This window comes from Actinomadura scrupuli, from assembly GCF_050971785.1.
Classification (GTDB): domain Bacteria; phylum Actinomycetota; class Actinomycetes; order Streptosporangiales; family Streptosporangiaceae; genus Actinomadura_E; species Actinomadura_E scrupuli.
This window is the reverse complement of record NZ_JBPCCU010000002.1, coordinates 1,307,964-1,321,810: the sequence shown is the minus strand read 5'-3', so window position 1 is coordinate 1,321,810 and position 13,847 is coordinate 1,307,964. Positions and strand designations below refer to the sequence as shown.

The following is a 13,847-nucleotide window of genomic DNA, read 5'->3' as shown; positions in this document are numbered from 1 at the left end:
GGTCCTGCGATCACAACTCCGCGAAGAGCACACCGAGGCTGACGCCGCCGGCCAGGCCGACCAGCGCGACCCGGTCGCCGGGGCCGCAGCGGCCCTCCTCGAGGGCCGTGGCGAGTTGCAGCGGCAGGGTCACCGAGGCGAGGTTGCCGTGGTCGGCGAGCGTGACCACCAGCCTGTCCGCCGGGATGCCGAGGATGCCGCGCAGCATCTCGAGGTAGGGCATCGTCACCTGGTGCACGCAGACGACGGCGAAGTCCTCCCAGGTCAGGCCGGTTTCACGGAGGGCGTCCAGCCACAGGCCCGGGCCTCGGGAGAGGAAGGCGTCCTTCAGCCTGCGGCCGTCTCCGCTGAAGTAGGTGAAGTCCTCGTCTCGCGGGTGCAGGGAACCGCCGCCCGGCAGGGTGCCGATGTCCCAGGCCTGCGACTCGGCGGAGAAGCCGAGATGGAAGATGCCGCCCCCCACCGGCCGGTCCGCCGTCGCCCCGTCCGCCGGCAGTGCCTCGACCAGCATCGCCGCGCCCCCGTCGGACAGGGTGTAGCCGGCGAACGCGTCGACGAACTGCGCCCGATCCCGGACCCGCCAGCGGACGGCCCTGGACGGGGTCTCACCGGAGCAGACCAGCACCCGCCCGTACTGACCCGTACAGATGAGCGCGTCGGCCACCTGGAGCGCGTTGAGGAAGCTGTTGCAGGCGTTCTTGACGTCGAAGACCGGGCAGGCCGCGCCGAGCTTGGCGGCGACGATGTGCGCGGTCGCGGGCTCGACGAGGTCCTGGGAGGCGGAGCCGAAGATCAGCAGATCGAGGTCCCCCGGGGTCAGCCCGTGGTTGGCCAGCAGCTTGCCGGCCGCCGCCACGGCCAGGTCCGAGGCCTGCTGGTCGTCGCGCATGACGTGCCGGGACCGGATGCCGGTCATCCGCTGGACGATGGTGGGGTACGGGACGAACCCGTCGCTCTCCCGGGCGATCCGCCGCTCGACCTCCGCGCTGTCCACCCGGTGTTCCGGCAGGTAGGCCGCCGCCCCCGTGATACGGGCTCTCATGTGGGACCCCTCGTTCGGTGGTTCGCTACCGTCGTGAGCATCCCCGATGCCGGCGGGCGTTCCAAGCGAGAAGGTACTCAGGCGAACGTCCCAGGTGGCTATTTCCCGGTGAGTAACCATACTTAGCCGTCATGGTGACGAGGGTGGCGGCGCGGTTCGAGGCACGGCTGCTGTGGGAGGGCAATCGGGCGCTGTTCGCGCTGCTGGAGGCCGGCCGGTTCACCGGCGGGATCTGCCGGGTGCCCCGGCTCGGCTGGGTGGTCTCCGACCCGGTGCTGGCCCGCCGGGTGCTCAACGACCACGCACACTTCGACATGGTCGGCGAGGGCGGTGTCGGGCACATGTGGACGCAGCTGTTCGGCGCGGAGATGGCGCAGTTCTTCGGCGGCGCCCGGCACGCCGGGCTTCGGACCCGGGCACGCGATCTGTTCACCGAGGAGAGCGCGCGCGAGCTGGTCGAACGCTCGCAGGGCGCGCACTACCGGGCGATGCGGGAACGGCTGGCCGGCGGCGAGACCATCGACATCGCCGACGCCACCCGGGTGCTGGCCGGACGCATGATCGCCGAGCTGCTGGGGCTGGGGCCGGGCTCCGACGACGACGCCCGGCAGGTCTTCGGAGCGGGCGAACGGCTGGCCCGGCTGGCCATGGGCACCGCCACGTCCACCGAGCTCTCCCTCCAGACCCTCGACCAGGCCCGGCTGATCGTCTCCGACATCACCCGCGGGGTCGAGGACGGCTACCGCACGGCGGGACCGGAGACCATCCTCGGCCGCTGCCGCGAGATGGACCTCGGGCCGGACCTGACCCGCGGGCTGGCCACCCTGCTCGCCATCGCGGGCACCGAGACCGGCGCCTCCGGCACCTCCCGTACGGTCGCGCTGCTGCACGACACCGGGCAGCAGCACGCGCTCCTCGCCGACCCCGCACTGATGGAGGGAGCGGTCCGGGAGGGGCTCCGGGTGGCCACCCCGGCGCCGGTGATCGGGCGGCACGTGACCCGTGACCTGGAACTGGCCGGGCGGCGGCTGCGGGCGGGAGAGCGGATCATGCTGCTGACCTATGTCGCCAACAACGGCGCGGGGCCGTTCGACCTCACCCGCGAGTACCTGCCGGAGACCCGCCAGCTGTGGTTCGGCGCCGGCCGGCACCTGTGCCTCGGCGCGGCTGTGGCCCGGGTCCAGGTGACCCGGATGCTGGAGACCCTGACCGCCGGTGGCCGTCCCTGGCGGGTGGAGTCCCGCCGGGCGGCCCGCCGGGTCCTGGTCCCCTCGTACGCCTCGCTCCGGGTACGCCTGGCACCGGGCGCCGGCGACCGATCGGGACTGAACTAGAACAAGTTCTAGGCGTGCCGTTCCAAGGGTGTCCCTCTGCGGGTGCCGTTCTACGGGTGCCGCGCGAGGGATGCCACCCTACGGATGCCGTTCTACGGATGCCGCTACGAGTGCCGCGTCATGGGTGATAGGCGCGCTTGCCCGACAGATAGACCCGTGCTCCGGCCCCGGCGACGGTGTCGGTGGCCGGGTCGGTCGCCGCCGCGCCGCACCGGGCGTCCACGCCGCGCCGGAACCGGTCCACCAGCCGGTCGGGCGGCACCACGGCGAAGGCGTCGTCGGCGGCCCGGGCGTTCTTCAGCATGTCGAGGGCCGCGGTCCAGCGCTGCCGATCCGTCATCCGGGCCGACCACTCGGCACAGCTCGTGCGGTCGTAGGACTTGCTCCAGGTCTGCACGTAGCGCGACATCACGGTGGTCTGCTCGGCGGTGGGGCTCTTCCCGCCCTCGGCCTGGGCGCCACAGGCGGCGACCGAGGCCAGCCCGGCCAGCCCCGCAAGGCCCATGCCCAGCAGGCGCAGCCGGTCATGGGCCGTCCCGGCCAGGCGGGCGCGCGCAGGCGAAGTTCGAGTCACGTTGACCAACCCTAGGAGGGCCCTCGAGCCGTCCCGACGAGAGAAGCGTCACCCGTGACGTCTCCCACATCACCCGGCGGGTCCGGCCGCGGAGGGCGGAACGCGCCGGGAGTTCCCAGCTCACCGCGGCGGGCGCGGCTCCCGGCGCTCAGCCCGGCGCACGCACGGCGCACGCACGGCGCACGCACGGCGCACGCACGGCGGACGGCACGGCGCACGGTGGGGCCCCGGCACGCCTCCGCTACGGGGCGGGCTTCCACCGGAAATTAGAACACGTTACAGTCGTTAACAAGAATGACGTTCTAAAAGGAGGACTCATGGGGACCCCCGTGATCGTCGAGGCCGTACGCACCCCGCAGGGCAAGCGCGGCGGCTGGCTGGCCGGGCTGAAGCCGCAGGCGGTGCTGGCGCACGCCCAGAAGGCGCTGATCGAACGTTCCGGCATCGATCCGATCGAGGTCGAGCAGGTGTTCGCCGGATGTGTGACGCAGGCCGGTGAACAGGGCGGCCATGTGGGGCGGTACGCCTGGCTGTACGCGGGCCTGCCCTGGCAGACCGGGGTCACCACGATCGACGCGCAGTGCGGCTCGGCCCAGCAGGCGGTGCACCTGGCGGCGGCGCTGGTCGCACAGGACGTGGTGGGCGCCGCGATCGGCTGCGGCGTCGAGGTCATGAGCCGGGCGCCGCTGGGCACCAACGTGCTGCCGGCCAATCCCCGGCCGGACGACTGGTCGATCGACATGCCCAACCAGTTCGAGGCCGCCGAGCGCATCGCCACCCGGCGCGGTCTCACCCGGGAGGAGCTCGACGCCTTCGGCGCCCGCTCGCAGCACCTGGCCGCCAAGGCGTGGGCCGACGGCCGGTTCGACCGCGAGATCGCCCCCATCGAGGCGCCGGTCCTGGACGGCGAGGGCGCGCCGACCGGCGAGACCCGGGTCGTCACCCGCGACCAGGGGCTGCGGGAGACCAGCGTCGAGAAGCTCGCCGGGCTCCGCCCCGTCCTGGGCGAGCAGGCCCGGCACACCGCGGGCAACTCCTCGCAGATCTCCGACGGAGCCGCGGGCGTGCTGCTCATGTCGCGGGAGAGGGCCGAGCGGTACGGACTGCGGCCGCGCGCCCGGATCGTGGCCCAGGCGCTCGTCGGCTCGGAGCCGTACTACCACCTGGACGGCCCGGTGCAGGCCACCGAGCGGATCCTCGCCTCCTCCGGGATGACCATGGGCGACATCGACCTGGTCGAGATCAACGAGGCCTTCGCGTCGGTCGTGCTCTCCTGGGCCTCGGTGCACAAGCCGGACATGGACAAGGTCAACGTCAACGGCGGGGCGATCGCGCTGGGTCACCCGGTCGGCGCGACCGGCGCCCGGCTGATCACCAGCGCCCTGCACGAGCTCGAGCGCCGCGACGCCTCCACCGCTCTGATCACCATGTGCTGCGGCGGCGCCCTGTCCACTGCAACGATCATCGAACGCATCTGACAGCATTTACCGGTAGCTGTTTCCCGGTAACTGTCATCCGTTCCCGGTATCCGTCTATCGGTATCTGTCGGCAACTGACGGAACCATCACAAAGCTCCGGCATACCCGTGCCGGCCCCCTGACCCCCTGCGCTCCGCGATGGATCACCGCGGTGACCACGGAGGGGATGATGCGAAACGAGGATCCGCGTGCGCAAGACACCTGTTCCCGAGGACCTGGGCGGCGGGATTTGGAGCGTTCCCGTACCCATCCCCGGCAACCCGCTCGCCTACACGCTGGTCTACGCGGTGGAGAGCGAGCGCGGGCCCGTCCTCATCGACGCGGGCTGGCAGCACGAGGACGCGTGGGCCGCGTTGCGGGACGGCCTGGGCTCGCTGGGCCTGAACGTCGCCGACGTCAGCGGTGTGGTGGTCACGCACCACCACCCCGACCACGCCGGGCTGGCGGGCCGGGTCCGGGAGGCCTCGGGCGCCTGGATCGCGATGCACCACAACGACGCCCAGATCGTCCGAATATTCCGTGACCTCGTCGCCCAGGACGTGGACCGCGGCTGGCAGCTCAACGCCATGCAGCGGGCCGGTGCGGGCCCCGGTGAGCTGAACGCACAGCAGCACCGCACCGAGTACCCCGATCCCCCGGCCGTGCCCGACCGCGAGCTGGCCGACGGCGACCTGGTGGACCTGCCAGGGCGCAAGCTCCGGGTGATCTGGACCCCGGGCCACTCGCCCGGGCACATCTGCCTGCATCTGGAGGACGGCGACCGGATCTTCACCGGCGACCACGTGCTGCCGCGGATCACCCCGCACATCGGGCTCTACCCCTACGACCAGCCGGACGTGGACCCGCTCGGGGACTACCTGGACTCCCTCGGCCGGGTGGCCGAGATCGACGCGGGTGAGGTGCTGCCCGCCCATCAGTACCGTTTCAACGGCCTCGCCAAGCGGGCCGGCGAGATCTCCGCCCACCACGAGGAGCGGCTGACCGAGATCACCGGCCTGCTGTCCCGGGACGCCCGGACGCTGTGGGAGGTGACCGGCGGAATGGTCTGGCGGCAGTCCTGGGACGACATGCCGGTCACGGCGCGGCAGATGGCGGCAGCGGAGGCCGCGGCCCATCTGCGGACGCTGGAGAGTCGGGGGGTCGCGCGCCGGTACGGCACCGAGGATCCGCTCCGCTTCGTCCTGACCTGACACGTCTTCAACTGACACGTCTTCACTGACACGCCTTCGCTGGCGCGTCTTCACCGGCGCGTCTTAACCGACGCCTGTTAGCCGGCGCACCCTATCTGGCGTGTCCTTATCCGGCATGTCCCATCCGCTGTGTCCTATTTGGCGTGTCTTATCTCGGCTTGCCCCTTCGACGAGCCTTGACCTGATCCTTCCTGGCCTGACCGCCCCTCCCGCGCTCCCGCCCTCCACAGTACGGAGTCGTACGGCTGCGCACTGAGGTGCGACACATGTCACTACCGGCACCCGGCCCCTTGATGAGACTCGAGTCTCATGTTAGAACTCGTTCCAGACCAAGCAAGCGCTCAGTCGTATGGAACCTGCCTCATCTCGCGGTGCGCGGCCGCTGGTGGAGGACGAAGGGAAGGCCGTGACCGATCAGTCGACATCCCTCGACGGCAGGGTGGCCGTGGTCACCGGAGCCGGTCAGGGGCTCGGGCGGGCGGAGGCACTGGCGCTGGCCAGGGCCGGCGCCCGGCTGGTGCTGAACGACCTGCCCGGCGAGGCCGTGCACGCCGTGGCCGAGGAGATCCGGCAGGCGGGCGGCGAGGCCGCCGTGCACCCGGGCGACATCGCCGACTGGGCGACCGGTGAGGGGCTGCTCAAGACCGCGCTCGGCACCTACGGCTCGCTGGAGATCCTGGTCAACAACGCCGGTTTCACCCGCGACCGGATGCTGTTCAACATGTCCGAGGAGGACTGGGACGCCGTCGTCCGGGTCCACCTCAAGGGGCATTTCGTCACCTCCCGGCAGGCCGCCGCCCACTGGAGGGACCGGTCCAAGCAGGAGGGCGCACCGGTCTACGCCCGCGTGATCAACACCTCCTCGGAGGCCTTCCTGCTGGGCGCCCCCGGGCAGCCCAACTACGCCGCCGCCAAAGCCGGCGTCGCGGCCCTGACCCTGTCCACCGCGCAGGGGTGCGGGCGCTACGGCGTGCGCGCCAACGCGATCTGCCCGCGCGCCCGGACCGCCATGACCGCCGCGATGTTCGGCTCCGCGCCCGAGGACGGCCCCGATCCGCTCTCTGTGGACCACGTCGCCCCGCTGGTCGCCTATCTCGCCGCACCGGCGGCGGAGCGGGTCACCGGCCAGGTCTTCGTGGTCTACGGCGGCACCGTCGCGGTCATGGCCCCTCCGTCGGTGGCGCACCTGGCGAGGATCGACGGCCTCTGGACCGCGGACGGGCTCGCCGCCGAGCTCGGCCCGCACCTCTCGACCGGCACCGCAGGATTCAGCGCCGCCGAGGCGCTCACGTTCAGTTGATCCCACCCCGCTGTCCGCTTCCCCGACAGGAGCGCATGTGACCACCCCTGAGATCGACATCATCGACCCGAGTGTTTACGAGCGTGGCGGCATCCCGCACGAGCAGTTCTCCTGGCTGCGCGACAACGACCCCGTGCACTGGCACTACGACCCCAACGACGGCGTGCCCGGCTTCTGGGCGATCACCAGGCACGAGCACGTCGTGCACGTCTCGCGGCACCCGGAGCTGTTCTCCTCGCACACCCGGACGTCGATGTTCGAGGAGTTCACCGAGGACGAGATCCTGATGTACGGGATGATGATGCTGTTCCAGGATCCGCCGGACCACACCAAGAACCGGGCCAAGGTCAACAGGGGGTTCACCCCCCGGATGATCAAGCAGCTCGAGGGGCACATCCGCGACATCTGCAACGACCTGATCGACGAGGTCGCGACCCTCGGCGAGACCGACTTCGTCGAGCACTTCGCCGCCCCCCTCCCGCTGTACGTGATCTGCGAGCTGCTGGGCGCGCCCGTCGAGGACCGCGGCAAGCTCTTCGAATGGTCCAACAAGCTGGTCGGTTTCAACGATCCCGAGTACACCGGCGCGGTGCAGGACGCCGCCGTGGTCGCCGGCGAGCTCATGGCGTACGCCGGCGCGCTGGCCGCCGAGCGCAGGAGCAGCCCGCGCGACGACATCGCCACCCAGCTGCTCAAGCCCGACGAGAACGGGGAGCGCCTCAGCGACGAGGAGTTCCAGCTCTTCGTGATGATGCTGGTCATCGCGGGCACCGAGACCACCCGTACGGCCTCCGCGGGCGGCATGCTCGCCTTCTTCGAGCACCCGGAGCAGTGGCGGCGGCTGCAGGAGGACCGGAGCCTGCTGCGCACCGCCCCCGACGAGATCGTCCGCTGGACCAGCCCGATCAACCTGTTCCGCCGTACGGCCACCCAGGACACCGAGCTCGGCGGCAGGCGGATCCGGCAGGGGGACAAGGTCGTGCTGTTCTACGGCTCGGCCAACCGTGACGAGCGGGTCATCGAGGACCCCTTCACGTTCGACATCTCCCGTGCGGTCAACCCGCACGTCGGGTTCGGCGGCGGTGGACCGCACTTCTGCCTGGGCACCCATCTGGCCCGCATGAACCTGGCGGTCCTGTTCGAGACCGTTCTCGACCGGATGCCCGACATCCGGCTCGCCGGCCCGGCCCGGCGGCTGCGCTCCAACTTCGTCAACGGGATCAAGGAAATGCCCGTTCGCTTCACCCCGTCCGCCAAGCTCGGCTGACCCCACCCCCCTTCCGTGATCATGCAATCGATCGTCGATGGATTGCATGATCACGGCGGGAGATCCTGCAACTCCGCCAGGAGGTACGGCAATGACGCCCCCCGAGATCGACCTCGTCGACCAGGATCTGTACGCCCGCGACGGCGTACCGCACGACCAGCTCAAGTGGCTCCGGGAGAACGCCCCGGTCTACTGGCATCACGGTGACCGCGAACGCGGCTGGCCGGGATTCTGGGCCATCACCCGGCACGAGGACGTCACCCACGTCTCCCGCCATCCGGAGATCTTCTCCTCGCACCGCCGGCTGGCGCTGTTCGACGAGCCACCAGAGGAGCACCTCGTCATGCAGCGGATGATGATGCTCAATCAGGACCCGCCCGACCACACGCGCAAGCGGGGATTCGTGAACCGGGGCTTCACTCCCCGCGCCATCGGAGTACTGGAACAGCACATTCGCGACATCTGCGTCCAGCTCATCAATGAGGTGGGAACGGAGGCCGACTTCGTCCACGACCTCGCCGCGCCGCTGCCGCTCTATGTGATCTGCGAACTGCTCGGCGCCCCCGTCGAGGACAGGGAGAAGATCTTCGATTGGTCCAACAAGCTGATCGGCTACGACGACCCCGACTTCCAGGGATCGCCCGACGACGGGCAGCTCGCCGCGGGCGAGATCTACGCCTACGCCGAGCAGCTGGCGGCCGAGCGCCGGGACAACCCCCGCGACGACATCGTCTCCAAGCTGCTGGAGCCCGATGATCGTGGCGACCGGCTCTCCACGGACGAGTTCGACCTGTTCGTGCTGCTGCTGACGGTGGCCGGCAACGAGACCACCCGCAACGCCGCGTCCGGGGGGATGCTCGCGTTCTTCGAGCATCCCGACCAGTGGCAGCGCCTGCTCGCCGACCAGAGCCTGGTCCGGACCGCGGTGGACGAGATCGTCCGGTGGGTGACCCCGGTCAACCTGTTCCGCCGTACGGCCGTTCAGGACACCGAGTTGCGCGGCCAGAAGATCAAAGAAGGCGACAAGGTCGTCGTGTTCTACAGCTCCGCCAACCGGGACGAAGCGCTCTTCACCGACCCCTACCTCTTTGACGTGGGAAGGAACCCGAATCCGCACATAGGCTTCGGTGGCGGCGGACCGCACTTCTGCCTGGGCGCCCATCTCGCCCGGCTGGAGCTGCGTGTACTTTTTGAAACGCTTTCGACGTTGATGCCCACCATTGAACTGACGGGTAACGTACGCAAGCTAAGGTCTAACTTCATCAACGGGATCAAGGAGATGCCGGTGCGCCATACGCCCACCGCCTCCCATGGCTGAGAGGGGTGGTGCGTGAGCAGAGTCACGCCGGATGACGAGCCGTTGCGGGTGGCTCTGCTTTCGTACCGGAGTAAGCCGCACTGCGGGGGCCAGGGCGTCTATCTCCGGCACCTGAGTCGCGAACTGTCCGATCTGGGACATCGGGTGGAGGTGTTCTCCGGCCAGCCGTACCCCGAGCTGGACCGGGAGGACATCATCCTGACCAAGGTCCCCAGCCTCGACCTGTACCGCGACGAGGATCCGTTCCGGATCCCGAAGCCGGGCGAGTTCCGGGACTGGATCGACGTCCTGGAGTTCGCCCACATGAAGACCGGCGGCTTCCCCGAGCCGCTGACCTTCAGCCTGCGGGTCCTGCGCGAGCTCCGCAGACGGCGCCTGGACTTCGACGTCGTGCACGACAACCAGGTGCTGGGCTACGGCAACCTCGGAATCCCCCGTCTCGGGCTGCCGCTGGTCACCAGCATCCACCACCCGATCAGCGTGGACCGCCGGATCGAGATCGAGGCGGCCAAGGGCCTCAAGCAGCACTTCGGCAAGCGCCGCTGGTACGGGTTCGTACGGATGCAGGCGCAGGTCACCCAGCGCATCGGCCGGATCCTCACGGTGTCGGGGTCGTCCAAGGTCGACATCGTCAAGGACTTCCGGGCCCGGCCGGAGAACGTGCACATCCTGCCGCTGGGCGTCGACACCGAGGTCTTCCATCCGCGTGCGGCCCCCCGGGTGCCGGGCCGGATCGTGGCCATGGCCAGTGCCGACTCCCCGCTCAAGGGCGTCGACGTGCTGCTGCGCGCGGTGGCCAAGGTCGCCACCGAGCGCGACGTCCACGTCGTGATCGTCAGCAGGCCGACCAAGGACGGCCCCACCGCCAAGCTGGTCCGCGAGCTGGCCCTCGGCGAACGGGTGCGGTTCGTCAGCGGCATCTCCGACGACGAGCTGGGCGAGCTGCTGGCCGGCGCGGAGGTCGCCGTGGTGCCCTCGCGCTACGAGGGCTTCTCCCTGCCGGCGGTCGAGCACATGGCCTCCGGCACCCCGCTGGTCGCCAGCCGGGCCGGGGCGCTGCCCGAGGTGGTCGGTGACGCGGCGGTGCTGGTGGAGCCCGGCGACGTCGAGGAGCTGGCCGCCACCCTGCGCCGGCTGCACGACTCCCCCGCGGAACGCGCCCGGATCGGCGAGGCCGGTTACCAGCGAGTCCAGGAGCGTTTCACCTGGCGGGCCGTGGCCATCGCCACGGTCGAGCACTACCGGGCCGCCGTCAAGGCGGCCGGGCACCCGTAAGCCGACATCGTCCGCGCCTCCGCGCGGACGGCCCTAGGAAGGAGCACCGCCCTGCTTACCGTTGACTTCCAGCGGTTCCCCGTCTCACCGGGCGATCACATTCTGGACATGGGGTGCGGAGCCGGGCGGCATGCCTTCGAGCTTTACCGCCGGGGCGCCCACGTCGTGGCATTCGACATGGACCAGCAGGAGCTGGACGGCGTCGAGAAGATGTTCGGCGCCATGCGGCTGGCGGGTGAGGCCCCCGAGGGCGCCACGGCCAAGACCGTGCAGGGCGACGCCCTGAAGCTGCCGTTCGAGGACGACACGTTCCACAAGATCATCGCCTCTGAGGTCCTGGAGCACATCCCGGACGACATGCGGGCGATGTCCGAGCTGATGCGCGTGCTCAAGCCGGGCGGCCAGCTCGCCGTGACGGTGCCGAGCTGGCTGCCGGAGCGGATCTGCTGGGCGCTGTCGGAGGACTACCACACCGCTCCCGGCGGGCATGTCCGCATCTACACGCTGGCGGAGCTGCAGGCCAAGCTGAAGTCCACCGGCTTCCGGGTGGACGGTCACCACCACGCGCACGGGCTGCACGCCCCCTACTGGTGGATCAAGTGCGCGGTGGGGGTCGACAACGGTGACAACCCGCTCGCCAAGGCCTACCACCAGGTCCTGGTCTGGGACATCATGAAGCGCCCCCTCGCGACCCGACTGGCCGAACGTGCGCTCAACCCGCTCATCGGCAAGAGCGTCGTGACGTACTTCACCAAACCGGCCCGCTCCGAAGGCCGGGCTAAGGAGTCGGCGGATGCGGCCTGAGCCTGCCGTGATCCCGTCCGTGCACGATGTGGTGACCTCCGCCGACATCGTGGCCACCGCCCAGAGCATCGTCCGGCAGCAGGACCCCTCCGGTGCGATCCCGTGGTTCGCCGCCGCCCATGTGGACGGCCAGGACCTGCCGCCCGGCCACGTGGACGCCTGGAACCACATCGAGGCCGCGATGGCGCTCACGGTGGCGGGGCTGACCGAGCCCGCCCGGCGGGCGTACGAGTGGCTGCGCGGCGAGCAGCGGCCCGACGGCTCCTGGCCGGCCAAGTGGATCGCCGGCGAGGTGATCGAGGCGGGCGGTGAGTCCAACCATGCGGCCTACGTGGCCGTCGGGGTGTGGCATGAGCTCCTCGTCACCGGCGACGAGGAGTTCGTGGCCCGGATGTGGCCGAGCGTGCGCCGGGCGATCGACTTCGTGCTCGGCCTGCAGACCGCCCGCGGCGAGGTCATCTGGATCCGGCACCCGGACGGGCAGCCGAGCGACCACGCGCTGCTGACCGGCTGCTCGTCGATCTACCAGTCGCTGCGCTGCGCCGTGGCGCTGGCCGAGCACCTGGACGAGCCGCAGCCGGACTGGGAGCTCGCGGCGGACCAGCTGGGCCATGTGATCGCCGCGCATCCAGAGGCCTTCGCCGACAAGAGCCGCTGGTCGATGGACTGGTACTACCCGGTGCTCACGGGCCCGGTCCGCGGCCGGGGCGCCCACCAGCGGATCAGCGCCCAGTGGGACACCTTCGTGGTCGGTGACCTCGGCTGCCGTTGTGTCTCCGACCAGCCCTGGGTGACCGGCGCGGAGACCTGTGAGCTGGTGATGGCGCTCGACTCCATCGGCGACCGGGATCGCGCGCTGGAGCTGTTCACCAAGATGCAGTTCCTGCGGCACGAGGACGGGTCGTACTGGACGGGCTACCAGTTCGTCAACGACCGGCACTTCCCCGGCGACCGGTCGACCTACACGGCCGCCGCGGTGATCCTCGCGGCCGACACGCTGAGCGGCGCCACCCCGGGCGCGGAGATCTTCAAGGAGATCGCCGGCCGTCCGCTGGGGCCCAGCGCCTCGGCCGACCCCGCCGCCTGCGGCTGTGAGACCGCGCAGATTCCGCGCATCGTACGAAGCTCCGCCGACCGCTGACCGCTACCTTTCCCTCCCCACCCACCAGCCCCCCGCGCTCCGGCCCCTCCGGCCCCGTGGCCCGGCACACTCGCGCCTCCGCACCTCTACCGTGATCATGCAATCAGTCGTCGAACGATTGCGTGATCACGGGAGGTGATCAGGGGGCGGGTGAGAGCGAGGGTGGGTCAGGCGCTGAGGGGGTCGGCGTCGGAGGTGCGCTCGAGGACGCGGAGGGAGCCCTCGGCCCGGCGTTCTTCGAAGGCGCCGCTCGCCAGGGCCCGCTGATAGACGTGGTACGGGGCCTGGCCGCCGTCGGCGGGGTCGGCGAAGACATCGTGGATGACCAGGGCCCCGCCGGTCATCACCCAGGGGGCCCAGCCGGTGTAGTCGCCCTGGGCGTGCTCCTCCGCGTGGCCTCCGTCGATGAACAGCAGGCCCAGCGGCGTGCGCCAGAGCACCGCGACGGTCCTGGAGGCGCCCACGACTGCGATCACGTGGTCTTCCAGTCCCGCGGAGCCGATCGTCTTGCGGAAGGTCGGCAGCGTGTCCATGCGGCCCGTGCAAGGGTCCACCAGCGACGGGTCGTGGTGCTCCCAGCCGGCCTGGTTCTCCTCGGAGCCGTGATGGTGGTCGACGGTGACCAGCACGGTGCCCGCCTCGCGGGCGGCGGCCCCCAGGTAGATCGCGGACTTGCCGCAGTAGGTGCCGACCTCCAGGAGCGGCCCCCGCGTGCCGTACTCCAGCGCGGTCTCGTACAGCACGCGGCCCTCGGGCCGGGGCATGAAGCCCTTCGCCGCCTCGGCCGCCCGGACGAGGTGCGCGGGCATCGCACGCTCGGGCCGGGGATCGGCGGGAAGGGTCTCCCCCTCACCTGGCCCTGCCGTGGTCATCTCAGTCATCGATCTCCTCCGCGCGCACTGTATCTCCCCGGCGGTGCCGCTCAGATCACCCACTGCCCCGCACTCCTCCTCAACCCTCAACGATGCGGTCGCCCGGTGACATTTCACCCACCTCCCTCCCACGTTCAGGTTGCGCGGAGGTGTCGGCCGGAGGTGTCGGCCGGAGGTGTCGGCCGCCCGTCCCGGACGGCGGCCGGCAGTCTCGGCGACATCGTGACCGATCCCCTCTTGCCGCCTCAGACT

Annotated in this window: 12 protein-coding genes; 9 read left to right on the top strand and 3 right to left on the bottom strand. The window is 70.5% G+C overall.

The annotated features are described in order from the left end of the window. Positions 1 to 10 precede the first annotated feature (10 nt). Positions 11 to 1,042 carry a 3-oxoacyl-ACP synthase III family protein gene (locus ACRYCC_RS13820; protein WP_433811921.1) on the bottom strand — a complete coding sequence of 344 codons (1,032 nt, stop codon included), beginning with the start codon at positions 1,040 to 1,042 and terminating at the stop codon, positions 11 to 13. A 131-nt stretch (positions 1,043 to 1,173) separates the two neighbouring features. Here ACRYCC_RS13820 and ACRYCC_RS13815 point away from each other — a divergent pair, with 131 nt between their 5' ends. Continuing rightward, complete coding sequence (locus ACRYCC_RS13815) at positions 1,174 to 2,376, top strand: cytochrome P450 (RefSeq protein ID WP_433811919.1); 1,203 nt, start codon at positions 1,174 to 1,176, stop codon at positions 2,374 to 2,376. 118 nt (positions 2,377 to 2,494) lie between these two features. On the opposite strand, the gene ACRYCC_RS13810 is transcribed toward ACRYCC_RS13815, so the two are convergent. After that, on the bottom strand, positions 2,495 to 2,950 hold the full coding sequence (locus tag ACRYCC_RS13810) for a hypothetical protein (RefSeq protein ID WP_433811917.1): 456 nt from the start codon (positions 2,948 to 2,950) through the stop codon (positions 2,495 to 2,497). Positions 2,951 to 3,267: 317 nt separating this feature from the next. On the opposite strand from ACRYCC_RS13810, the gene ACRYCC_RS13805 reads away from it, so the two are divergent. The 8 genes from ACRYCC_RS13805 to ACRYCC_RS13770 all read left to right on the top strand — a co-directional run bounded on the left by ACRYCC_RS13805 (position 3,268) and on the right by ACRYCC_RS13770 (position 12,723). Beyond that, the gene (locus ACRYCC_RS13805; protein WP_433811915.1) at positions 3,268 to 4,428 is read left to right on the top strand and encodes a steroid 3-ketoacyl-CoA thiolase; all 1,161 of its coding nucleotides are present in this window, start codon (positions 3,268 to 3,270) and stop codon (positions 4,426 to 4,428) included. Positions 4,429 to 4,616: 188 nt separating this feature from the next. Further along, a complete protein-coding gene (locus ACRYCC_RS13800; RefSeq protein WP_433811913.1) occupies positions 4,617 to 5,618 on the top strand; it encodes an MBL fold metallo-hydrolase in 1,002 nt (333 codons plus the stop codon). Between the two features lie 406 nt (positions 5,619 to 6,024). After that, the gene (locus ACRYCC_RS13795) at positions 6,025 to 6,918 is read left to right on the top strand and encodes an SDR family NAD(P)-dependent oxidoreductase (RefSeq protein ID WP_433811911.1); all 894 of its coding nucleotides are present in this window, start codon (positions 6,025 to 6,027) and stop codon (positions 6,916 to 6,918) included. Between the two features lie 37 nt (positions 6,919 to 6,955). Next, a complete protein-coding gene (locus ACRYCC_RS13790; RefSeq protein WP_433811909.1) occupies positions 6,956 to 8,185 on the top strand; it encodes a cytochrome P450 in 1,230 nt (409 codons plus the stop codon). 91 nt (positions 8,186 to 8,276) lie between these two features. Continuing rightward, entirely contained in the window at positions 8,277 to 9,503 is a 1,227-nt protein-coding gene (locus ACRYCC_RS13785) for a cytochrome P450 (protein ID WP_433811907.1), read from the top strand. A gap of 12 nt (positions 9,504 to 9,515) precedes the next feature. After that, a complete protein-coding gene (locus ACRYCC_RS13780; protein ID WP_433811905.1) occupies positions 9,516 to 10,778 on the top strand; it encodes a glycosyltransferase family 4 protein in 1,263 nt (420 codons plus the stop codon). 51 nt (positions 10,779 to 10,829) lie between these two features. Next, positions 10,830 to 11,582 (top strand): class I SAM-dependent methyltransferase, encoded by a 753-nt coding sequence (locus tag ACRYCC_RS13775; protein WP_433812180.1) that lies wholly within the window; start codon positions 10,830 to 10,832, stop codon positions 11,580 to 11,582. Continuing rightward, on the top strand, positions 11,572 to 12,723 hold the full coding sequence (locus ACRYCC_RS13770) for a prenyltransferase/squalene oxidase repeat-containing protein (RefSeq protein ID WP_433811903.1): 1,152 nt from the start codon (positions 11,572 to 11,574) through the stop codon (positions 12,721 to 12,723). The genes ACRYCC_RS13775 and ACRYCC_RS13770 overlap by 11 nt, the downstream gene beginning before the upstream one ends. A 167-nt stretch (positions 12,724 to 12,890) precedes the next feature. Here ACRYCC_RS13770 and ACRYCC_RS13765 read toward each other — a convergent pair whose 3' ends face one another. Further along, the gene (locus ACRYCC_RS13765; protein ID WP_433811901.1) at positions 12,891 to 13,604 is read right to left on the bottom strand and encodes a class I SAM-dependent methyltransferase; all 714 of its coding nucleotides are present in this window, start codon (positions 13,602 to 13,604) and stop codon (positions 12,891 to 12,893) included. Positions 13,605 to 13,847: the final 243 nt, after the last annotated feature.

What these genes read in the sequence shown, in the direction of transcription:
- ACRYCC_RS13820 (WP_433811921.1), bottom strand. Translation starts at nt 1,042, where the DNA reads ATGAGAGCCCGTATCACGGGGGCGGCGGCCTACCTGCCGGAACACCGG.
- ACRYCC_RS13815 (WP_433811919.1), top strand. Translation starts at nt 1,174, where the DNA reads ATGGTGACGAGGGTGGCGGCGCGGTTCGAGGCACGGCTGCTGTGGGAG.
- ACRYCC_RS13805 (WP_433811915.1), top strand. Translation starts at nt 3,268, where the DNA reads ATGGGGACCCCCGTGATCGTCGAGGCCGTACGCACCCCGCAGGGCAAG.
- ACRYCC_RS13785 (WP_433811907.1), top strand. Translation starts at nt 8,277, where the DNA reads ATGACGCCCCCCGAGATCGACCTCGTCGACCAGGATCTGTACGCCCGC.
- ACRYCC_RS13770 (WP_433811903.1), top strand. Translation starts at nt 11,572, where the DNA reads ATGCGGCCTGAGCCTGCCGTGATCCCGTCCGTGCACGATGTGGTGACC.
- ACRYCC_RS13765 (WP_433811901.1), bottom strand. Translation starts at nt 13,604, where the DNA reads ATGACTGAGATGACCACGGCAGGGCCAGGTGAGGGGGAGACCCTTCCC.